A 20032-nucleotide genomic window follows, 5' to 3' on the forward strand; every position below is an offset into this window, starting at 1 on the left:
AAAGCGATGACAGTGCATTTCATTGGCGCAGGCCCCGGAGCCGCCGACCTGATCACCGTGCGTGGCCGGGATCTGATCGGCAAGTGCCCGGTCTGCCTCTATGCTGGCTCGATCGTCTCGCCGGAACTTCTGCAATATTGCCCACCCGGCGCCCGCATCATCGACACCGCGCCGCTGTCGCTTGACGAGATCGAGACGGAATATCTAAAGGCTGCCAAAGCTGACGAGGATGTCGCGCGCCTTCACTCCGGCGACCTGTCCGTCTGGAGCGCCGTTGCCGAGCAGATCCGCCGGCTGGAGCGGCACCGCATCGACTATACGCTGACGCCGGGTGTTCCGGCTTTCGCCGCAGCGGCATCAGCGCTCGGGCGCGAGCTGACCATCCCGGCAGTCGCTCAGAGTCTGGTGTTGACGCGCGTTTCCGGTCGCGCTTCACCGATGCCGAATAACGAGACGCTGGAGAAATTCGGCGCGACCGGTGCGACCCTTGCCATCCATCTGGCGATCCACGCACTTCCAAAGGTCGTCGAGGATCTGACACCGCTCTACGGTGCGGATTGCCCGGTTGCGATCGTCGTCAAGGCCTCTTGGCCCGACGAGCGGATCGTTCGCGGCACGCTTGCAACGATTGAGGCAATGGTGGCCGCCGAGCCGATCGAGCGGACCGCGTTGATCTTCGTCGGCCCGTCGCTTTCCGCCAGCGATTTCCGCGAAAGCTCGCTTTACGACCCCACTTATCAGCGACGCTTCCGCGGCCGGCAATAGTTCAAGCAACCGTTGCAAAACCCGCCGAAATTTTCTCTAGTCTGCTTCCGAAGCCTACGTCACGGAAGAGGATCAGGGGATGCAGCGCATTACCATCACAATAGATGATGATCTTCTCGAGACGATCGACAAGATCAGCACGCAACGTGGCTATGCCAGCCGTTCGGAAACTCTGCGCGATCTGGTTCGCGATGCCCTGACGCGCGCCCAGCCAACCATCGATGGCGAGGCTGGTTGCTACGCAGCTCTCACCTATGTCTATGAACACGAAACCCGCGATCTCTCGCGCCGGCTGACGAGCGCACAACACAGCCATTACGATCTTTCAGTTTCGACGCTTCATGTTCATATCGACGGGCATGATTGCCTCGAAATTTCGGTGCTAAAAGGCAAGGCAGCCGAAATCAAGGCCTTTGCAGACAGAGTAGTGACGCAGCGTGGCGTGCGCTTCGGCAATCTGCACCTGATCCCCGCGGATCATGGCGCAGACCATCGCGAAATGCACTCACACGACTGAGCTCACAGGCGAGTTGCCCGCGGACTACAAGGTCAATCAGAGCTGACCTTTGATATAGGCCATGCTTTCCTTGAGGGCGCCGATCGGTTCCTTCAAGGCATGGACGGCCGAGGCAAAGGGTTCGAAAGATGCCGGGCCGGCATAGCCGGCAGACAGCAGCGACCGTAGCTGTCCGACATTATCGAGACGGTCCTCTGCATCGACCAGAACACGATGCGGATCGCGCATGTCGGCAACCGAGACATCGGGATCGCTGACACCAGAAATATGAACAAGGCCCGTCAATTGCGGGAAAGTTGCTGCTTCACCGGCAAGGTGGTGATGGAAAGTATCATGTACGAGGCGGAAGGTGGACGTCGCACCAAGTTCCTCAATGGCATCAGCCGCTTCACTCTTCAGGCGCAGCGAGCAGATCTCAAAGCCGAGGGGCTCGACAAGCCCGACGATACCGGCCGCCTCAAGCATCGGCTTCAGGGCCGACAGCGCCTTGCGGAGATTGGCGCGGCGCACGTCCGGTTCGCGGCCGCTGCCGTCGTTGACTGGAACGAGCACGAGGGCCTTTGCGCCGCAATCGCGCGCATAGTCGATCAGCTCTGCCGCTTCGCCGGCGCGCTCGTCGTTCCATTCATTGAAACGCTGCAACGCATTGATCGAGGTGATTGTTAGCCCCTGGCGCACGGCCAATTCCCTAACGGCTCTTGCCGGCGTGCCATCCAGTATCGCGTTCCCAGCGAGATCGTTGCGGATCTCGACGTTATCGATGCCGAGTTCCTTTGCGGCGGCAAAGAACGATTCCAGCGTCATGGATGGCGCACACATATGATTGAGCGCGAAACGAATAGAACTCATTACGGGCATTCCTCCTCAAGGCCTCCAGCCGCAGAGACATTCCAGATCCGCAGCGCTTGCTTGTGAAGCACTAGCGATATTCATACCATTCTTCCATCGGGCTCAGCCGTCATTTCTGATAGAATTCTCTGAAAAATGATGGAATTCCATCATTCCATTCAGATGTTTTCCGAGAGGAAAATTTCAAACGGTAGGAAGCTCTGCCCGGGGACCACGGCCTCATCGCTTTCGACCGACCTGATCATCAGGTTCATCAGTTCACTGCAGAGCGCCGGCAGCGGCGTGCCGATCGCCATGGCGACGACATCGTCGGCAAGCGCCGCCCTCGATTCCGGCGTCAACTCGTTGACGACGGCAATTAGCTTGCCGGACAGCCGCTCTTCGCGAATGGCCGAAATCGCTCCCTCCATACCGCCGCCGCAGACGTAGAAGCCGATGAGGTCGGGATGCTTTTTCAGGAGATCGAGCGTCGCCTCATGCGTAATTTCGGGCGTATCGAGATTGATGAGCGTATCCAGCACTTCGAAATCGGGCGCATTCTCGCGGAAATAGGAGCGAAAGCCGATCTCGCGCAACTCATGGCCAAGGAAGCGATGACTGCCGACGAAACAAGCGACTTTGCCTGGGCGGCGCGCCGAGCGCGCGATGGTCCAGGCGGCCGTGCGCCCGACCTTGCGGTTGTCGACGCCGATATAGCCTTGGCGCGCAGTGGTGGAGAAATCCGACAGCAAGGAAAAGACCGGAATACCCTTCTCCTTCAATTCCTCGATCGCAGTCGTCACAGCCGGATAATCCGGCGCGACAAGCGCAACGGCTTGGCTGCGAGCAGCCACCACTTTCAGCTTCTCGACAATCGCCGTCGGCGTTGAGGCGGTTACGAACTCAATTTGAGCGTTGATCCGCGCTGTCGTGACCGCTTGCGCCGCCACCGCGATCTCCTTGGCAAAAGCCTGGTAGAAGGCCTGAGCGGGCTTCTGCAGGACGAAACCCAATCGATACTGCGGCAGGTCCTCAAAGACGCGCTGCCGCAGGAGGCCAACGGCGTGATACCCTATTTCCTGCGCTGCCTCGTAGACCCGGCGTGCCGTTTCCTCTCGCACCCGATGCCGTCCGTTCAGCACGCGATCGATCGTGGCAACGCTGACGCCGGATGCCTTGGCGAGATCCGATATGGTTGGGCGACGCATGGCTGCTCCTGAGATATACCATCACTGATGACGCTTGAATTTGATAGGTTTTGATAGATTCCATCATTCCCGCATTGAGGCAAGCGAAAAGTCGATCTATCGTTTCCGACATCAAGGGCGATGGGCTGTTGCACGTCGCGGGAGGCGGGGATGACGACGATTATCAAGCGTGACTACGATCTGCTCGGCGCAAGCGGCAAACTGGCGGTGGAGACCGGACTGGCCGCCGCCGAATGGTATCACACGGATGTTGTGCGCAAGGACATGAAGGCGCTGATGCAGCGCTCGGATGCTCCGGCAATCCGCGACACCATCATCTGGCTTGGCGGTATGCTGGTCTTCGCCGCGCTGGGCGTCTACTTGTGGGGATCCTGGGTCTGTATTCCGTTCTTTCTCGCCTATGGCGTCCTCTACGGTTCGGCCTCCGACAGCCGCTGGCATGAATGCGGCCATGGCACGGCCTTCAAGACCCGGTGGATGAACGACGCGGTCTATCAGATCGCCTGCTTCATGATCATGCGCAATCCGGTGACTTGGCGCTGGAGCCATGCACGCCACCACACGGATACCGTCATCGTCGGCCGTGACCCCGAAATATCAGTCATGCGACCGCCGGATCTCTTCCGCCTCGTTCTAAATTTCTTTGGCGTCCTGGATGCCTGGCACGCCGTCGTCGACATGTTGCGCAACGCTTCCGGGGTTGTCAGCACCGCGGAAAGGACCTTCATACCCGAGATGGAGCAGCCGAAGGCCATTCGCATCGCCCGCATCTGGCTTGCCATCTATATCGTGACCATCGCGACGACGATCGCCACGGGTTCCGTCCTGCCGCTGATGCTGATCGGTCTTCCGCGCCTCTACGGCGCCTGGCATCACGTCCTAACCGGCCTGCTGCAGCATGGCGGCCTCGCCGACAACGTCATCGATCATCGGCTGAACAGCCGCACCGTGATGATGAATCCGATCAGCCGCTTCATCTACTGGAACATGAACTATCACGTCGAACACCACATGTTCCCGATGGTGCCCTATCACGCGCTGCCGAAGCTGCATGCGATGATCAAGCACGACCTGCCGGCGCCGAACCCATCCATGTGGTCCGGCTATCGCGAGATGATACCGGCTTTCCTGCGGCAATTGCGCAATGAGGACTATTTCCTGAAGCGCGAACTGCCGCCGACGGCTCGGCCCTATCGCGAGGAGTTCCACAGCGAACTTCCAGCCGCAGCCGCTCAATAAACTGGATGTGTACAGGGAGGAAAATATGAGCAACTGGATCGAAGTCTGTACTGCCGACGCGATCGACGAAGAAGACGTCATCCGTTTCGACCATGACGGCCGAACCTTCGCCGTCTACCGCAGCCCCGAGGATGATTATTTCGCCACTGACGGCCTGTGCACACACGAGAAGATCCATCTCGCCGATGGTCTCGTCATGGACAACATCATCGAATGTCCCAAGCACAATGGCCGCTTCGACTATCGCACCGGCGAAGCCAAGGGAGCTCCGGTCTGCGTCAACCTGCAAACCTATCCGGTCAAAGTCGAAAACGGCACCGTCTTCATCGGGCTCTGAGGAGGAGACCATGCCGCATTTTGTCATCGTCGGCGCAGGTGAATGCGGCGCGCGCGCTGCCTTCTTACTTCGCGAAAAGGGATTTGAGGGCGAGATTACCCTGATCGGCACCGAAAAGATTGCCCCATACGAACGTCCGCCACTTTCGAAAGGTGGATCGGGTGATGCACCGGAACCGAAATTCGTCGCCACATTGGAACGGTATCAGGAGCAGTCGATCGATCTAAGGCTCGATGCGACGGTGACAGCGATCGATGCTGCCTGTAAGACGATCAGCCTCGCCGACGGGCAAAGACTCCACTACGACAAACTTCTGCTCGCAACTGGAGCCACGGCGCGGAGTCTCCCCGGCGTCGATGGCATCTCCCGTCGCATCCGTATGCTGCGGACCCATGCGGATGCGGTAGCTTTGCACACGGGCCTTCATCCCGGCCGGCATATTGCCATCATCGGCGGCGGTTTCATCGGTCTCGAATTCGCGGCTACGGCGCGCCTGCGTGGCGCCGATGTCACCGTCATCGAGGGCCTGCCGCGGGTGTTGAAGCGCAGCGTGCCGGAGGAGATCGCCGAAGCGATCGCGGAACGCCATCGTCAGGAGGGCGCAAGTATCCGTTGCGGCCAGAGCATCCAGGCCGTGCAAGAGGATGCCGACAAGATCGTCGTCCGTTTGGCCAACGGCGAAATCATCTCGGCCGATCTGTTGCTCGTCGGCATCGGTGCCTTGCCGAATATCGCGCTTGCCGCGCAAGCGGGGCTTGTGATCGACAACGGCATTGCCGTCAATGAGCGCCTTGAAACTTCCATTGCCGACATCTATGCGGCGGGCGATTGTTGCTCCTTCCCCCTGGCACTTTACGGCGGTCGGCGCGTGCGCCTCGAATCCTGGCGCAACGCACAGGAACAGGCACATCTGGCTGCGGCCAATATGCTGGGAGAAGGTGCGGAAATATCCGCCGTACCGTGGTTCTGGTCGGATCAATATGATCTGACGCTGCAGATCGCCGGCCTGGCGGATGAGGCGACCGTTCATGTAAGACGAGACCTCGATGACGGGGCATTCATCCTGTTTCATTTGAGCGCCGATGGGCGATTGCTCGCCGCAAGCGGCATCGGACGCGGCAATGCCATCGCGCGCGATATTCGCCTCGCCGAAATGCTGATTGCAGCCCGCGCCCATCCGGATCACAATGCCCTGGCGGCAAGCACCGTCAAACTGAAGTCGTTGCTTGCAGCATAAGATCGCGGTTGGAACTTGACGAAAGGCGTCGAACCATAAATGTCTTCCTGTAACGGCAAACGGGGAAAGCGATGAAGATACTCGGCATTTCTGGCAGCCTGCGCAAAGGCTCATTCAACACGGCCCTGCTTAACGCTGCGGTCGAACTGGCACCAAGCGGCGTCGAGCTGATCGCTCGGACCATTCATGGCGTGCCGCTCTATGACGCGGATCTCGAAGCTGCCGAGGGAATTCCGGAAAAGGTGCGTGAACTCAAGGAGCTAGCCATCGCCGCCGATGGAGTGATCCTGTTTACGCCCGAATACAACAATTCGCTCCCCGGCGTCTTCAAGAATGCCATCGACTGGATGAGCCGCCCCTCGAGCGACATCTCGCAGGTCTTCGGTGGCAAGCCGATCGCTGTGCTCGGCGCCTCGCCCGGCAATTTCGGCACGATCCTCAGCCAGAATGCCTGGTTGACGGTGCTGCGTACGCTCGGCGCCGAGGCATGGTTTGGCGGCCGGCTGATGGTGTCGCGAGCCGGCAGCGTCTTCGATGTCGACGGCGCCATCGTGGACGAGAAGGTGAAGCATAATCTCGCAGCTTTCGTCGAAGGCTTTGCCGCTTTCGTCGCGGATCAAAAGAAGCCGTGACCCGCAGGCCGTCGGAAGGCCGGAGAGCGAACGCAACGCTATGATTGACCCAGCGAATGGCCTAAGGTGAATGTGGCGCCGGTTCCCGGCGCCTCCGGGGCTCCGCACATTTCCTTCCGTCGAAAACCATGAAATCCAATAGTACCGGTTACGTCTTCACGCTGTTGGCCATCAGCATCTTCGCCATACAGGACGGCATATCCAAACACCTCGTCAGCGCCTATCCGCCGCTTCTGGTGGCGATGATCCGCTATTGGGCTTTCATGCTTTTCGCCATCGCAATGGCTTCGCGCGCACCCGGCGGCTTGCGGCGCAACGTCAGGACCCGGCACCCCGCCCTGCAGATTGCCCGAGGCCTATTGCTTGCCGCGCAGATCGTTGTCGCCATTTCGTCCTTCGTCATCGTCGGACTGGCCCATTCGCAAGCGATATTTTCATCCGGCCCGCTCATGGTGGCGCTATTGTCCATCCCGATCCTCGGCGAGAAAGTCGGCTGGCGGCGATGGCTGGCGATCTGTTTCGGCTTTGTCGGCGTGCTCTTTATTCTCAAGCCGGAGAGCGGCGTTTTCGACGCGCGCTTCCTGGTGCCGCTTTCCGGTGCGCTGCTGTTCTCGTTTTACGTCGTCCTCACCCGCTACGTCAGTCGTGAGGACAATGCCATGACCAGCTTTTTCTATACGGGCGTGGTCGGTGCCGTCGCCATGAGCTGCATAGGCCCATTCTTCTGGACGACGCTTGCCCCGCGTGATTGGATCTTCATGGGCATCCTCTGCCTGACCGGCGTATCGAGCCATTACTTCCTCATCCGCGCCTATGACACGCTTGACGCTGTGGTGATTCAGCCCCTGACCTATTTGCAGCTCGTCTTCTCCGCCATTATCGGCGTCACCATATTCGGGGAAAAACTAAGCGCGCCCATGGTTCTGGGCGCGCTGATCGTCGTTGCAGCCGGCATGTTCACGATCTGGCGTGAACATGCCTTGGCCAAGACCAAGATCAAGGCCGCGAAGTCCTAGACGCCTTACGCATCCACCTGAGCGCGCGGCTGCGCCTCCGTGTAATAGCTTACATATTTCTGGCGATAGCGTTCTGTTCCGCCGAAATCGCTGTAGCGCGGCAGTTCCGACATGTCGGTCTTGTTGAGGATGACGCCGAGAATGCGCGAACTGATCTGCGGCTCCTGTTCCAGAATGTCACGCACCAGATTGGTCGGCGTCGCACCCCATTCGGTAACCAGCAGGAAGGCATCGACCTGCGGCGCAAAGGCTTTCGCGTCGATCACCGGACCGAGAGGTGCAAGGTCGACGACCACGTAGTCGAACATCTTGCGTGCATTTTCCATCAGATGCTGCATGCCCTGCGAGGACAGAAGCTCGCTGGTGTGCAGCAATTGATCGCGGACGGCGACCGGCAGAATGGCGAGCTTGGTGCGCGGATCGACCTTTACGACATTCGTCCACGGCACTTCACCGAGCACGGCCTCGATCAAGCCTGCCTGCGGCGGCGACTTCAGCGTTCGGCTAAGACCCGGATTGCGCAAGTCGGCATCGATGAGCAGCGTGCGCTTGCCGCTGCTGGCAAGCAGGGCGGCAAAATTGGCGGCTGTCGTCGACTTGCCCTCGCCCGGCAGCGCCGAGACGACGCCGATGACGCGGTCGGCACGACCCTGCAACATCACGTCGCTGGCGAGCTTGGCATTTCTCAAAGTCTCGGCAAAAATCGAGCGCGGGGCTTCGACCGATATGCGCATGATACGCTCGAAGGCGACACCATTTTCCGGCTCTTCCGCCGTTGCCGGATCCGCTCCGACATTGGTCTTGCGTTTCTTTTTCGTGCTCTTGCCCTGCTGACCAAGCAGCGGCAGATAGCCCAGGAACTTCAATCCAAGTGCGGAGCGCACATCGGCTTCGACACGGAAGAAGCGATCCCGGAACTCCTGCAAGGCAGCCAATCCACAGCCGGCCATCAGGCCAATGATGACCGAAAGTGCCATGACAAGCGTCCTCTTCGGGCTCGACGGCGATGTCGGCACGCCGGCAACCGAGATGACGCGGGCCTTGGCAATCGGGAAGGAACGCTGCTGGGTCGCTTCTTCGAAACGGCCGAGATAGGATTCATAAAGCGTCTTCAGCGCCGTCGCCTTCTGGTTCAGCTCGTTCAGATGCACCAGCGACTTGTTGGCTTCGGAATTCTTGCCGACGACATTCTCAATACTTTCGCGCAGCGATGCCGAGCGCGACTGTGCCACGTCAAGCTCGTTCTTGTAGCTGGCGGTAAGCTGTTGAAGGACCTGATAGATCTGCCGGGTAATATCCTGCCGTTCAGCCTTGAGCGCGACGGCCTGCGGGTGCTGGGCTCCGAAATTCTGCGTGACATCCTGCTCGCGCTTTTCCACGGCAAGGTAACGCGTCTTCAGATCCTGCAGCACCGAGTTATCGGTTGTGTTAGACGAAATCGTCGCATTCTTGACAGCGTTGTCCGGGCCTTGGTCGATGATCGACTTATACTGGTTGTAACGCGCCGCAGCACTGGCGGTATCCGCCTGGGCGATGATCAGCTGCTTGTTTAAATCCGAAATCTGCTGCTCCGACATCAGCTCGCCGCCGGTCGATGTCAGCCCATTCTCGGCCTTGTATTTCTCGACCTCGAGTGATGCTTCCTGGGCGCGCTGACGCAGATCGTTAAGGCGCTCCTGCAACCAGACGGAGGCACGCTCGGTCGCGTCGAAATTGGCATTCAACTGGTCGGTCAGATAGGCATCAGCATAGGCACGCGTGACTTTGGCAGCCAGCAGCTTGTTGGTCGAAGAGAAGGATACGGCCACGACCGAGCTTCGCGTGACGCGCTCGACCTTGAGATTGTCCTGCAGAACTGCGGCCACCTTCTGGCGCTGCGCTTCACGCTGCTCTTCCGGCGTCATCGGCGTGCGACCTGGCGTAAAGACACTGACGATCAAGCCGACGCCGGATTTGAGCAAGGCTGCCGGCGAAACCGGCGGATTGAGCAGCGTGTTGTCATCGGCGAGGCCAGCCTGGTCGACAACGCGGAGCGCCATTTCGTTCGACTTGAGGATCTCGACCGCGCTGGCGATTTCCATATCCGCCTGCTGGCCGCTGGCGGCGGGTCGTTGGTCTTCCGCATATTTCGTCATCGTTTCATCGAGCAATATCTGCGTCTGCGACGTGTAGCTCGATGTGGCGGTGAGCAAATAGGCCACCGCCAGAATGACGAATGCGGCCATAGCAAGGAGGATCGTGCGGATGCGACGTGTCACGACCGCCATCAGCTTATCGAGGTCTATGAAGCTATCCTGCGGCTCTCCTTGCGAAGGAGTGCTGTGGAAAGTGAAATTCTTCTGATGCATGGCGACCACCTTGTCGAAGAAGCCTGAATGAACAATAGCCATGGCCTGCAGCCTCTCGGCCGCAGGCCACAATGTGAACAGGCTTAAGCGGCGGTCATCTGCGCTTCGTGCGAGACGACCAGGTTGCGGATCGAGTCATAGACCAAGCCGCCAATATCGGAGCGAGCGAGCGCAAAAGCGACGTTCGCTTCGATGAAGCCGTGCTTGGATCCGCAGTCGAATGTGCGTCCGTTATAGACTTGGGCATGGAAGGACTGCGTCTCGGAAAGGCGCAGCATCCCGTCGGTCAGCTGGATCTCGTTGCCGGCGCCGCGCTCCTGGCGGGCCAGAATATCGAAGATCTCAGGCTGAAGAATATAACGGCCATTGAGGTAAAAGTTTGAAGGCGCCTCAGACGGATGCGGCTTTTCGACCATCTTGGTGACAGCAAAGCCATGGCGAACAGCCGCGCCCTTGCCGATAATGCCGTATTTCGACGTCTCCTCCGGAGCACATTCCTCGACCGCAACGATATTGCCGCCAGTCTCGTTATAAAGGTCCATGAGGCCGGCCATGCAGCCGCGCATACCATAGCAGAGCATGTCGGGCAAAAGCAGCGCAAAGGGCTCGTTGCCGATCAGATCTCGGGCACACCAGACCGCGTGGCCGAGGCCGAGCGGCGCCTGCTGGCGCGTGAAGCTGACGGCACCCGGCCGCGGCAGAAGACGTTCCAGCTCACTGACCTGATGGCTCTTGCCGGCCTTCTGCAGCGATGAAATCAGCTCCGGCGTATCGTCGAAATGATCTTCGATCGCCGACTTGTTGCGACTGGTGACGAAGACAATGTGCTCGATGCCGGCCTCGATGGCTTCATCGACGGCATACTGCACGACCGGACGATCGACGATCGTCAGCATTTCCTTTGGCATTGCCTTTGTCGCGGGCAGGAAACGGGTTCCGTTGCCGGCAACCGGAATGACTGCTTTTCTCACGCGGTGCTTGGGGTCCATGGCTCTATCCTTTGTTAGAGTGAGGGCCTGCGCCCATTTCGGGCAGGGGCGAGGAGAGTTGAGGGGTTGATGTCGGCTGGCGGCCGCTCCGAAGAGACGCGGCCAGACGGCGAAAACGGGCGGCAACCGGCATGCTCAGATGTCGGACTGCGCGTGGGTTGAGGCAGGCGATCTTGAGGATCGCGGGAAGCTCGCGCTCCTTGATGCTGTCGACCAGCATCAGGAACGCCTTGACTTCCTTCAGATTGCGTGTTCGTCGCCTTTGAGCGGCGAGAGCTGCGGCCCCGAAGGGGTGTTCGGCAAAGAACCGTGCGTCGGCGGCGAGCATCGCATCGACATGCTCCTTCTTCAGGACACGCGAGATCGATCCGTCGCGAATGTAATAGAGGTAGCCGACTGTCGGCTCGACGACACAGACACCGCCGCGGGCAAGTGCGGAAGCAAGAAAGGTATAGTCCTCGCCGATCCTCAACGTCTCGTCAAAGCGCAGACGATGCTGTTCCAGGAACGCGCGCTGGAACACCGGCTTCATGTAACCGAAATTGTGCTCGGACGCGAAAATCATGTTCGAGGCAATGAATTTCGCCAGCGTCAGCAACGGCAGGCGGGACAGCATCGCCTCAGGGAACATCGGCAATGTCGTGCCGACATCCTCGCGGATGACATCAAGATTATCGACCGCGATCTGCGCGTCTGCCTTCTCTGCTCTGGCGATCAGCCGCGCCATGCGATCCGGACGAAGGGCATCGTCGGAATCGAGCACCGCCACCCAGCGCCCGCGAGCAGCATCAAGACCTGCGTTGCGGGCGGCTCCCGGGCCGCCATTGCGGGGCATGGCGACGAGACGGACACGCGGATCGGGATGGTTACTGACAATCTCACGCGTGCTGTCGGTCGAGCAGTCGTCAACGACGACGACCTCCATGCTGACAGCGCCCTGGGCAAGTGCGCTATCGATGGCGCGTTCAAGCGTTTCCTCCGCATTGTAGGCTGCAATGACGAAGCTGACATCGGGGATGAAATCCGTCATTGCGGTGCCTTCTCCAGATTTCCGTATTGTTCGATCTCGCGAACTCCAAAAAGGCCGCTGACGACACCGGCATGCATGATCCCGCGCAAGCCGTAGCGATGCCGCTTGACGGGAGATACGGCGAGCAGCGCTGCGGCACCGAAGCAATAGGCGGCCTTGGTGCCGGCAAGCGCGATCGCTCGCCAATGCCGACCGCTCGCCCTGCCCTCCAGCAACATCCGTCCGTGGGTCTGCCCCATGCGAAAACGGCGCTTGGCAAGCCAGGCAACCGTGGCGCGCTTGCTGGGAACTGGTTCTTGCACCAGCGCGTCCTCGGCATAGGCGATCCTGCCGCCAGCCTGGTGCATATGGGAAAAGAACTCGGTATCTTCGCCGCCCGTGCGCCCAAGCGCGATGTTGAAGCGACGGCCAACGAGCGAGGGTGCGCTGCGGCGCAGCAGGACATTGCAGGTATAGCCCGTGCGGATTTCGCCTGCGACCCAGACCGGCAATGTAGAGTGGAAGTCGCCATTGCGCATCCAGGTTGGCGCGCTATTCGCGTAAATCGCCTGCACTGGCCCGAGAATAGCATCAGCACCGGTCGTATCGGCCATCACCAGCAATTCCGACAGCCAATCTTCCGACGCCGTCTCATCATCGTCTATGAAGGCGACAAAATCGCCATTTGCGTGATCGAGGCATGCATTGCGGGCGATCGAGATGTTCGATGCCGGGCAATGCACGTAGGCGATCTCGAAAGGAACCGCCGAGCGGATCGCATCGACACGATCGCGCGCGCTCGGCGTCACGTCATTATCGGCCACGACAATGCGTACCAGCGCGCCGGCTGGAATGCTCAAAGCGGCAAGCGACAGCAATGTCTGATCCAGCTCTGCGCGGCGATAGGTGCAGACGGCGATGTCAATTCTTATCGGGCGACGGAGAGCTTGTGTCATGACGCGACCCTGCGGTTGCGAAAGCTCAGCACTTCCATCCAGAAACCCATCGACCAGGCGAAATGCATGACCATGGCGGAGATAGCGGCCAGTGGCCCATAAGGATTCTTCTGGCCGACTGCGATCCAGAAACCATAGGCGATGCAGGCGACGGCCCAGAGGCTCACCGGAATGACGGCGATCCAGTTAAGGATCGCCAGGAAAGCGCCGATGAAGATCGGCACCACGGCAAGTGGCAACATCTGGCGCAAGCTCGGCATACTGCGATGCTTGAGGATATTGCGGGCTCGGCCGCGGCCGTAGCCGAGGTATTGTTTGAAGAGCGTCGAGATGCTCGCCCGCGGATAGTAGGTCATCGCCGTCTTGTCGGTGAGCCAAATCCGATAGCCAGCCTTGTGAAGCCGGTAGTCGAGCTCGGCATCCTCGTTATGGCTGAAGGTTTCGTCATATCCGCCGACGGCGCGGAAGGCCGCAACACGCATCAATGCATGATGCCCATGCTCAGCCCAATGCCCCTTCGCTCCCTCTCGATGCTTCGAGCCGCCATTGCCGAGCTTGGAGTTCTGCGCGACTGCCGTTGCCTTCTGAAAGGCGCTGAAGCCCATGGTGCGCATGGCGACAACCACGGAATCCGCCCCGGTAGCGCCGGCTTCCCGCACCAGCGTCTGGCAATAGTCGTCCGGATAGTCGCCATGGGCATCGATGCGGATGAAATATTCGTAACCGTCGCCGAAGGTCTCGATCGCGAGATTGATCGCGGCACTTTGCAGCCGCTTCGGATTGTCGATCAGCAGCACGCGCGGATCACGCGCGGCGATTTCCCTGACGATATCGCGCGTCCGGTCGCTGCTGCCGCCATCGGCAACCACGATGCGGGCATCGAGCTCATCCAGAGCCTGCTTAAGCTTGCCGATCAGCGGCTCTATGTGCCGTTCCTCGTTGAGGCAAGGAATGACGATCACACAATGCATGTCCCTTGAATTTTCAGTCGTCATTGCAATCCACCTCTATTGCGATGCAGTTGCGGGAGGGCCTTTACGTCTATGCTCTGCTCATTGCTGCGCGTCAGGGCGGCCAGCCTGTGGACCAGCCCATGACAGTCGGCCCGATCAATCATCCATTGCTTGCGATCCTGCGCCGCAACGGCGTTGAAGGCGGCGAGATAGTGCTGCTCGTCCATTGCACCCAAAAGCGCAACGAGGTGATCCGCATCCGGCTTTTCGAGCGCGAGCCCGATTCTTCGAGTGGTCAGAAACCGGGCGGTTTCCGTGCCATCAACAGCAATCGGTACGGCGCCATAGAGCCCGCCCTCATAGAGACGGTTCGGCAGCAGCCAGCTCGAATTTAGTCCTTCTTCGAAGAAATCGATCGCCCAGGAGAACTGGACATCATTGTAGATCGTCGAAAGATCCTCTGGATTCCTGTAGGCGCCAGCGAAATTCATGAAGGGCGCGTCGCGCACAAAACCATCGAAATCGGCAAATTCCGAGCGAGCCGGCCGGCCCCGCAGAACGATTTCGAAACGTCCGTCCATCCGCCGCGAAAATTCATCGAGCAAAGCCAGGGACTTGCGGCAGCGCAACGCGCCGAACCAGCCGATCTTCCATGGTTTGCCACCTGCTGGTGGTCGCGCCATGGGCGCGACTTCCCGCGCGGCAGTCTCAATCGAGAGAACCTTGTTCTCGAGCAACATGAACGGCAATTTCAGGCCGGAACGAGGACGGAAATAGCGCTCCACGAAGGCTGGCGAACTGGTGATGAGCAGGGCTGCGCCTGCGCCGAAATGGCGCTCGGCACCACGAAGCGCGCCGCCCAGCAAGTCGTCGCGCAGCAGCAACCGATGGATATCGAGGCACTCGTAGACGACAGGCATGTCGCCGCCAAAGATCGACTTGGCGCGATCGGCAAGCGCCAGCATTTCCAGATTGCGGCCGATAATGACATCGGGCCGGGCGACCGAACGCAAGGCGCTGCGCAGTTTCATCGCCGATTTGGCGATCGCGGTGATGCGCTGGCCAAACTGAGCATCTTTCGTCTTGCCAAGCTCGATCGGCTCAATGCCATGAATGGCGGCAAGCGCGTTGTCGTCGCGCCGGAAACCCGCCAGCGTTACCAGCGCCCCACCGGCCTGCAGCATCAGCACCCGCCTGCGCACGGCAGGATCGGCAAGATCGTGGACGAAATATAGAATATGCAGCATCAAAAGTCCCGTTTTCGCGACCGGCATGAACCGGGCGCATGGTGTGGTTGGTGTTGCATCATGGCATCGTAACCGGCCGCCCAGCCCCCGAGGCGGCCGATATGGCTCAATCGAGCTTGCAGGTGATCGATTCCGGAAACAGGCACTTCTCTCCCGGAGCGGTGAAGGCGACACGCTTGATCTGCATGGTCGCCGGCTCACCGCTATAGGCGAATTTGCCCATCCAGCCGCTCAGCGTATCCGTGCCCCAAAGGCTGAAGAAGATCTTCTGGGCATTGGTCGGTATCTTCGAGGGATCGGTAACTTCCTGAACGAGCTTGCCGTTCACGAAATAGCGCAGGCGATCCTTCTCCCAGACGAAGGCATAGTCATTGAAGCCCTGATCGGCACCGCCGGCGACCGGGGCCAGCTTCTCATTGCCGCCCTTGGCCGAGATATATTGGTTGACCTGCACCTGGCCGACATTTTTGCCCAGGACTTCGAAATCGATCTCGTCATGGGGTTTCTTGTCGGCAGGGCCGATATAGGTGAAGAAGGCGGAGTTCAGGCCCGAGCCGGTCGCGGTGCGATAGCGCGCCTCATAGGTGCCGTAACCATAGCGCTTCATCGTCTGGATCTCGCCACAGGCGTAATCGCGCTCACCCGTTTTCGCATGCACGAAGCCCAGTTCCAGCATCCCGTCCTTGATGCTCACCTGCTTTCGCGACCAGGTGCAATTCTGATGCGCTCCGTTGTTCCAGCCATCGGAGATATACCAACGGCTAGTATCCAGGCGCTGGAAATTGTCGACGAAGGATGCGCCTGTCGATTGAGCATCCTGTGCCAACCCCACCTGTGGCAGGGCGGAGGCGCTCATGAGAGCGATGGAGACAAGGCCAAATACTCGCATGTGGCTTTTAGACGTCGTCATGGCATCACCTTTTCTCGGAACGCACACGCCGATCGTCGGCGCTGCGGTTCTGGACGGTATGGGCCGCCGCCAGCGGCCGAACTCGGCTGCCAGTCAGCAGATTGTAGAAGCTCGGCAGAGCGTTACGCGCCATGCCGTTGGTCAAGGGCAACAGCAGCAAAGCGAGAGCAGCCGCAAGAACGTAGAAAACCGGGTAGAGATCGCTGCCGCCGCGGTTCCACAGAACCCAAAGACAGAACAGCAGCGGATAGTGGGCGCAAAAGATCCAGAAACTCAATCCGCCGGTTGCTGCCAGACCCTGCCCGACGCGGCTGCGGATCAAGAGTGCCGACAGCGCCCAGAAGCCTGGAATCCCTACAAGCACCATCAGATTGCGGCAAACCTCGAGCCATAGCGGCAAGCCCGGGCCGGCCTTATAAGCAACGGTCGCCAGAAGCGCGGCAAGCGCGAGAAACACTGGCCCGATCAAGGCGGCATAGCGATCCATGATCGTCACGTCGATACGATGGAGGCTCAAATAGATACCGAAGCTGAAGCTGAACAGGATCGAATTCCGCAGAACGATACCGATAGATATCGGCCAGGCCGCAAGCAGCAGCAGAAAGCTTAGAGTCAGCAACGGCGCGCGACGGATAAGAAACGCCAGCAGAGGAGACAGCAATATGCAAACGAACAAATCTCGCAGGAAATAGAGCGGCAGATTGATCGGTGTGCCATCGATCGCAAACAGAAGGGTCGATAGTGTATGCGGGCTTGCTTCCGATAGATCCGGCAGAAACCCATCTCCTATTCCGTAATACTGAAGTGTCAGTGCGAATATAAAGAAGGCGCAGTTCCACAGGAAAAACGGCAGCATCACTGTCTTCGTCTTACGACGGATCGTCTTTCCATACTCTATCGACGCCGATCCATTGCGAAACAATAGATAACCGGAAATAGCGCTCAAGCAAGGAACTCCAACTCGAAACAAACTCTCACGCAGAAACACCCTCAACCAATCGAAAAGACCATAAGCTCCATCAAATGGGCTGCTATTCGTATCGAACGGTATGTGGACAAAGACGATGCCCGAGATTAGCACGATACGCATAAGGTTTATCCGCAGAGACACGTTTGCAGTCACGTTCACGATGTCTGTCACCCCTTCTTCGGGCCGCATCCCCCTGGCAGCCGTTTCAATGAGAGCAGAGCAAAGCTCGCAGACGATAACCTAGGGCGCTCGTTGGAAAGGAAATACGGCATCGCAGCAAAAATCAGCGCAAAGCGACGTCGCGTGATGTCTCTGAGATGGTATCCAGGCGCGCTTTGGAGGCGAAACAATCGATTTAGGATGGGAAAAACCCTTGTGAAGAAAGGTATTTAAGCAATCTTCATTATTTCAGAACCCTGCTCAGAGGGTTGTTTTCGGCGTGCATGATTTTTTTCCGAAAGGTGAAACTTTTTTTGCGGCGCAGCAGAACATGGGAAGCAAAGCATGACCAAAATGCGGCACCACTACAATTCCTGTGGGAAGGTTGAGACGCGCTATTCTTCTCATGGATGCACATATCGACATCTTGCTGGTGCCGAAGCGTCCGAACGGCTCGCCCGCAATAGATGGCGCGCGCAGGAGAGCAGCGCCAAATCCTTAAGACGTGACCGGCACGGAAGATCGATAAAGTTCGAGAAATCGTCATAGCCGACATTGCTACGTGTCGATTGAACGCTACCTGTTGGCGTCACGGCGGCGCCCGCAAGCGGATAAACAACGACGCATTGGCGGTCGGTGCAGCCGAAGAGCCGCGGTCACGTCTGCATGAGACGAGACCACAAGCCCCTGAATCGAAACCGTAAAGGTGGGAAATGGCGTCCATCACGATTGTTATTCCATTCTACCAGAAACAAACCGGCGTTCTGCAGCGTGCCTTGAGTTCGATTTCCCGGCAGACGTTTCAGGATTTCGATATTCTCATCGTTGACGATGAATCGCCGCTTCCGGCGGAAACCGAGCTGCAATCGTTGAGCAGCAAGGAGCGAAAGCACATACGGGTGATCCGCCAGGCCAATGCCGGCCCCGGGGGCGCCCGCAACACGGGCTTGAACAACGTGCCAGCCGAGAGCAGGTTCGTGGCGTTTCTCGACTCCGACGACGAATGGGCGCCGGAGCATCTGAGCAACGCCTTCGGAACGCTGACCCACTACAAGGCGGATTGCTATTGGGACTCCATCGATGGCGGGAAGGAATTCTACTATCACTTCAGCATCGCGGAACTCGGGAAATCGACCGATACGCTGCGATTGTCGGATAAGCCGTCTGTCGTCGAAATTCCGAATATTGCCAGCGTCATGCTGCAGGACTGGAGTTTCCTGCATATGTCCTGCATGGTGATCGGGCGTCCTCTCATCGAAAAGATCCGTTTCGAGCCGACTTTGCGGCTGGCGGCAGAGGACGTGCTTTTCTTCTGCGATTGCATCCTGGCCGCCAAGCGGGTGCTGCTATGCGAGGACGCGGGCGCTCTGCGTGGGGAAGGCGTGAATATTTTTCACAGCATCGACAATGACTCGCCGCAATTCCTGCGCCAGCAGTTCAACACCTGGACGGCGCTTAACACTCTGGAACAGAGATTTTCGCGCCGGCCACAGGATGTTGCCGCTATCCGGCTCTACAAAAATCGCGCTCGCCGCCAGGCGCTCTGGAGCCAGGCACGGCAGGTAAAACGCCGGCAAATGCCGCAGTTCGCGCTGCTGGCCAAATGGGCGCTGCGCGATCCGGCAATTTTACAGAGCGCCATGCAGCTTGCCGTGGGCAAACTCGCGCCCTAGTTTTGCACCGCAGCATAACCTGCCCATGCCGCGACGATGAGCCATCGGCATGCCCGCTATCATTTGGATCAGCAAGGAGTCCTTCATGAAGCCGTTCCACTGGGAATCCACCCATGGTAATTTCGGTGACGACCTCAATCTCTGGCTCTGGGATTTTCTACTCCCCGGCCTTCGCGACACCCATGAAGATACCTTGCTGGTCGGCGTCGGCACCGTCCTCAACACGGAGATCTTGCCGGCCGAGGGCCGTAAACTGGTGATCGGCAGCGGCTTCGGCTATGGCTCGCTTCCCGACATCAGCGACCGGTCGCAATGGGATGTCCGCTGTGTACGCGGTCCGCTGACAGCGCAAAAGGCCGGCCTACCCACAGAAATGGGTATTGTCGACCCAGCCGTGCTTGTAACGGAGATGCCGGAGTTCCAGAACCTGCCGAAAACAGGAAAACGCACCTTCATACCGCATTGGGAGTCGGCCGCCGCCGGTCTTTGGCCGGAGATCTGCAAGACTGTGGGACTTTCCTATCTCGACCCTCGCGGTGAGGCGAAAGCGGTTATCCGCGAGCTTGCAACATCGGAGCTTGTCGTCGCGGAATCGATGCATGGCGCAATCCTCGCCGATGCGTTCCGCGTGCCGTGGATTGCGGTTAGTTCGTCGCGCTCGATCAATAGCTTCAAGTGGAATGATTGGGCACGTTCGCTCGGTGTGACCTACGCGCCGAAACACATCCCGGTCTCGACCCGCGCCGAAGCAATCGCCAAGGGCGCCAAGTTCTGGGGCGTCGGTTTCGAACGCAACAAGCAGGCGGCAGCGGAGCTGGAAAAGCCGCGACAGGGGGAAACGGTTCTGCTCGCCGATCCCGAACAGACGCCTCTGCGGTCGATGGCCAAGCAGGCACTCGCCATGCCTTCTACGCTTGCTCTGTGGCAAGCCAGCAAAGCAAAGCCGCAGCTGAGCAAAGACGGAGCATTGGCGGCCTGCAAGGAACGCTTGATGGAGGTGATCGCGGGCGTGCGCCGCGACTACCTCTAATTTCCTGCA

General features: G+C 59.1%; 19 protein-coding genes. 9 read left to right on the plus strand and 10 right to left on the minus strand.

Annotation, left to right across the window (positions count from 1 at the left end):
* The first annotated feature begins 6 nt into the window (after window positions 1-6).
* Window positions 7-765, plus strand: coding sequence for a precorrin-4 C(11)-methyltransferase (gene cobM / locus GGD46_RS08530; protein WP_184703321.1), 759 nt, complete (start codon window positions 7-9; stop codon window positions 763-765).
* Between the two features lie 79 nt (window positions 766-844).
* Complete coding sequence (nikR, locus tag GGD46_RS08535) at window positions 845-1282, plus strand: nickel-responsive transcriptional regulator NikR (RefSeq protein WP_184703322.1); 438 nt, start codon at window positions 845-847, stop codon at window positions 1280-1282.
* A gap of 36 nt (window positions 1283-1318) precedes the next feature.
* On the opposite strand, the gene GGD46_RS08540 is transcribed toward nikR, so the two are convergent.
* Window positions 1319-2131 (minus strand): TIM barrel protein, encoded by an 813-nt coding sequence (locus tag GGD46_RS08540; protein ID WP_184703323.1) that lies wholly within the window; start codon window positions 2129-2131, stop codon window positions 1319-1321.
* A gap of 158 nt (window positions 2132-2289) precedes the next feature.
* On the minus strand, window positions 2290-3318 hold the full coding sequence (locus GGD46_RS08545; RefSeq protein ID WP_184703324.1) for a LacI family DNA-binding transcriptional regulator: 1029 nt from the start codon (window positions 3316-3318) through the stop codon (window positions 2290-2292).
* A 150-nt stretch (window positions 3319-3468) separates the two neighbouring features.
* Here GGD46_RS08545 and GGD46_RS08550 point away from each other — a divergent pair, with 150 nt between their 5' ends.
* The 5 genes from GGD46_RS08550 (at window position 3469) to GGD46_RS08570 (ending at window position 7779) form a co-directional block, all read left to right on the plus strand.
* Window positions 3469-4557 carry a fatty acid desaturase family protein gene (locus GGD46_RS08550; RefSeq protein ID WP_184703325.1) on the plus strand — a complete coding sequence of 363 codons (1089 nt, stop codon included), beginning with the start codon at window positions 3469-3471 and terminating at the stop codon, window positions 4555-4557.
* 25 nt (window positions 4558-4582) lie between these two features.
* Window positions 4583-4894: a MocE family 2Fe-2S type ferredoxin gene (locus tag GGD46_RS08555; RefSeq protein WP_184703326.1), complete on the plus strand. Its 312-nt coding sequence runs from the start codon at window positions 4583-4585 to the stop codon at window positions 4892-4894.
* A gap of 10 nt (window positions 4895-4904) precedes the next feature.
* Complete coding sequence (locus tag GGD46_RS08560) at window positions 4905-6131, plus strand: NAD(P)/FAD-dependent oxidoreductase (RefSeq protein WP_184703327.1); 1227 nt, start codon at window positions 4905-4907, stop codon at window positions 6129-6131.
* A 71-nt stretch (window positions 6132-6202) separates the two neighbouring features.
* Window positions 6203-6763, plus strand: a complete 561-nt coding sequence (locus GGD46_RS08565) for an NADPH-dependent FMN reductase (protein ID WP_184703328.1) — start codon at window positions 6203-6205, stop codon at window positions 6761-6763.
* A gap of 128 nt (window positions 6764-6891) precedes the next feature.
* Window positions 6892-7779: a DMT family transporter gene (locus GGD46_RS08570; RefSeq protein WP_184703329.1), complete on the plus strand. Its 888-nt coding sequence runs from the start codon at window positions 6892-6894 to the stop codon at window positions 7777-7779.
* Between the two features lie 5 nt (window positions 7780-7784).
* Here GGD46_RS08570 and GGD46_RS08575 read toward each other — a convergent pair whose 3' ends face one another.
* The 8 genes from GGD46_RS08575 to GGD46_RS08610 form a co-directional block, all read right to left on the minus strand.
* Entirely contained in the window at window positions 7785-10127 is a 2343-nt protein-coding gene (locus tag GGD46_RS08575) for a polysaccharide biosynthesis tyrosine autokinase (RefSeq protein ID WP_184703660.1), read from the minus strand.
* 83 nt (window positions 10128-10210) lie between these two features.
* On the minus strand, window positions 10211-11116 hold the full coding sequence (gene galU / locus GGD46_RS08580; RefSeq protein WP_184703330.1) for a UTP--glucose-1-phosphate uridylyltransferase GalU: 906 nt from the start codon (window positions 11114-11116) through the stop codon (window positions 10211-10213).
* A gap of 4 nt (window positions 11117-11120) precedes the next feature.
* On the minus strand, window positions 11121-12146 hold the full coding sequence (locus GGD46_RS08585; RefSeq protein WP_184703331.1) for a glycosyltransferase family 2 protein: 1026 nt from the start codon (window positions 12144-12146) through the stop codon (window positions 11121-11123).
* Window positions 12143-13081: a glycosyltransferase gene (locus tag GGD46_RS08590; protein WP_184703332.1), complete on the minus strand. Its 939-nt coding sequence runs from the start codon at window positions 13079-13081 to the stop codon at window positions 12143-12145. Before GGD46_RS08590 ends, GGD46_RS08585 begins: the two co-directional genes overlap by 4 nt.
* On the minus strand, window positions 13078-14076 hold the full coding sequence (locus tag GGD46_RS08595; protein ID WP_184703333.1) for a glycosyltransferase family 2 protein: 999 nt from the start codon (window positions 14074-14076) through the stop codon (window positions 13078-13080). Before GGD46_RS08595 ends, GGD46_RS08590 begins: the two co-directional genes overlap by 4 nt.
* Window positions 14073-15281 carry a glycosyl transferase family 1 gene (locus GGD46_RS08600; RefSeq protein ID WP_184703334.1) on the minus strand — a complete coding sequence of 403 codons (1209 nt, stop codon included), beginning with the start codon at window positions 15279-15281 and terminating at the stop codon, window positions 14073-14075. Before GGD46_RS08600 ends, GGD46_RS08595 begins: the two co-directional genes overlap by 4 nt.
* A gap of 106 nt (window positions 15282-15387) precedes the next feature.
* Entirely contained in the window at window positions 15388-16191 is an 804-nt protein-coding gene (locus tag GGD46_RS08605) for a glycoside hydrolase family 16 protein (protein ID WP_184703335.1), read from the minus strand.
* A gap of 4 nt (window positions 16192-16195) precedes the next feature.
* Window positions 16196-17350, minus strand: a complete 1155-nt coding sequence (locus GGD46_RS08610) for an acyltransferase family protein (RefSeq protein WP_246806243.1) — start codon at window positions 17348-17350, stop codon at window positions 16196-16198.
* A 683-nt stretch (window positions 17351-18033) separates the two neighbouring features.
* Here GGD46_RS08610 and GGD46_RS08615 point away from each other — a divergent pair.
* Both GGD46_RS08615 and GGD46_RS08620 read left to right on the plus strand, forming a co-directional pair.
* On the plus strand, window positions 18034-18993 hold the full coding sequence (locus GGD46_RS08615; protein ID WP_184703336.1) for a glycosyltransferase family 2 protein: 960 nt from the start codon (window positions 18034-18036) through the stop codon (window positions 18991-18993).
* A gap of 85 nt (window positions 18994-19078) precedes the next feature.
* Window positions 19079-20023 (plus strand): polysaccharide pyruvyl transferase family protein, encoded by a 945-nt coding sequence (locus GGD46_RS08620; RefSeq protein ID WP_184703662.1) that lies wholly within the window; start codon window positions 19079-19081, stop codon window positions 20021-20023.
* Window positions 20024-20032: the final 9 nt, after the last annotated feature.

It is taken from the genome of Martinezella lusitana, assembly GCF_014207095.1.
Taxonomy (GTDB): domain Bacteria; phylum Pseudomonadota; class Alphaproteobacteria; order Rhizobiales; family Rhizobiaceae; genus Rhizobium; species Rhizobium lusitanum_B.

What these genes read in the sequence shown, in the direction of transcription:
- cobM (WP_184703321.1), top strand. Translation starts at nt 7, where the DNA reads ATGACAGTGCATTTCATTGGCGCAGGCCCCGGAGCCGCCGACCTGATC.
- nikR (WP_184703322.1), top strand. Translation starts at nt 845, where the DNA reads ATGCAGCGCATTACCATCACAATAGATGATGATCTTCTCGAGACGATC.
- GGD46_RS08540 (WP_184703323.1), bottom strand. Translation starts at nt 2,131, where the DNA reads ATGAGTTCTATTCGTTTCGCGCTCAATCATATGTGTGCGCCATCCATG.
- GGD46_RS08545 (WP_184703324.1), bottom strand. Translation starts at nt 3,318, where the DNA reads ATGCGTCGCCCAACCATATCGGATCTCGCCAAGGCATCCGGCGTCAGC.
- GGD46_RS08550 (WP_184703325.1), top strand. Translation starts at nt 3,469, where the DNA reads ATGACGACGATTATCAAGCGTGACTACGATCTGCTCGGCGCAAGCGGC.
- GGD46_RS08555 (WP_184703326.1), top strand. Translation starts at nt 4,583, where the DNA reads ATGAGCAACTGGATCGAAGTCTGTACTGCCGACGCGATCGACGAAGAA.
- GGD46_RS08560 (WP_184703327.1), top strand. Translation starts at nt 4,905, where the DNA reads ATGCCGCATTTTGTCATCGTCGGCGCAGGTGAATGCGGCGCGCGCGCT.
- GGD46_RS08565 (WP_184703328.1), top strand. Translation starts at nt 6,203, where the DNA reads ATGAAGATACTCGGCATTTCTGGCAGCCTGCGCAAAGGCTCATTCAAC.
- GGD46_RS08570 (WP_184703329.1), top strand. Translation starts at nt 6,892, where the DNA reads ATGAAATCCAATAGTACCGGTTACGTCTTCACGCTGTTGGCCATCAGC.
- GGD46_RS08575 (WP_184703660.1), bottom strand. Translation starts at nt 10,127, where the DNA reads ATGCATCAGAAGAATTTCACTTTCCACAGCACTCCTTCGCAAGGAGAG.
- galU (WP_184703330.1), bottom strand. Translation starts at nt 11,116, where the DNA reads ATGGACCCCAAGCACCGCGTGAGAAAAGCAGTCATTCCGGTTGCCGGC.
- GGD46_RS08585 (WP_184703331.1), bottom strand. Translation starts at nt 12,146, where the DNA reads ATGACGGATTTCATCCCCGATGTCAGCTTCGTCATTGCAGCCTACAAT.
- GGD46_RS08590 (WP_184703332.1), bottom strand. Translation starts at nt 13,081, where the DNA reads ATGACACAAGCTCTCCGTCGCCCGATAAGAATTGACATCGCCGTCTGC.
- GGD46_RS08595 (WP_184703333.1), bottom strand. Translation starts at nt 14,076, where the DNA reads ATGACGACTGAAAATTCAAGGGACATGCATTGTGTGATCGTCATTCCT.
- GGD46_RS08600 (WP_184703334.1), bottom strand. Translation starts at nt 15,281, where the DNA reads ATGCTGCATATTCTATATTTCGTCCACGATCTTGCCGATCCTGCCGTG.
- GGD46_RS08605 (WP_184703335.1), bottom strand. Translation starts at nt 16,191, where the DNA reads ATGACGACGTCTAAAAGCCACATGCGAGTATTTGGCCTTGTCTCCATC.
- GGD46_RS08610 (WP_246806243.1), bottom strand. Translation starts at nt 17,350, where the DNA reads ATGCGGCCCGAAGAAGGGGTGACAGACATCGTGAACGTGACTGCAAAC.
- GGD46_RS08615 (WP_184703336.1), top strand. Translation starts at nt 18,034, where the DNA reads ATGGCGTCCATCACGATTGTTATTCCATTCTACCAGAAACAAACCGGC.
- GGD46_RS08620 (WP_184703662.1), top strand. Translation starts at nt 19,079, where the DNA reads ATGAAGCCGTTCCACTGGGAATCCACCCATGGTAATTTCGGTGACGAC.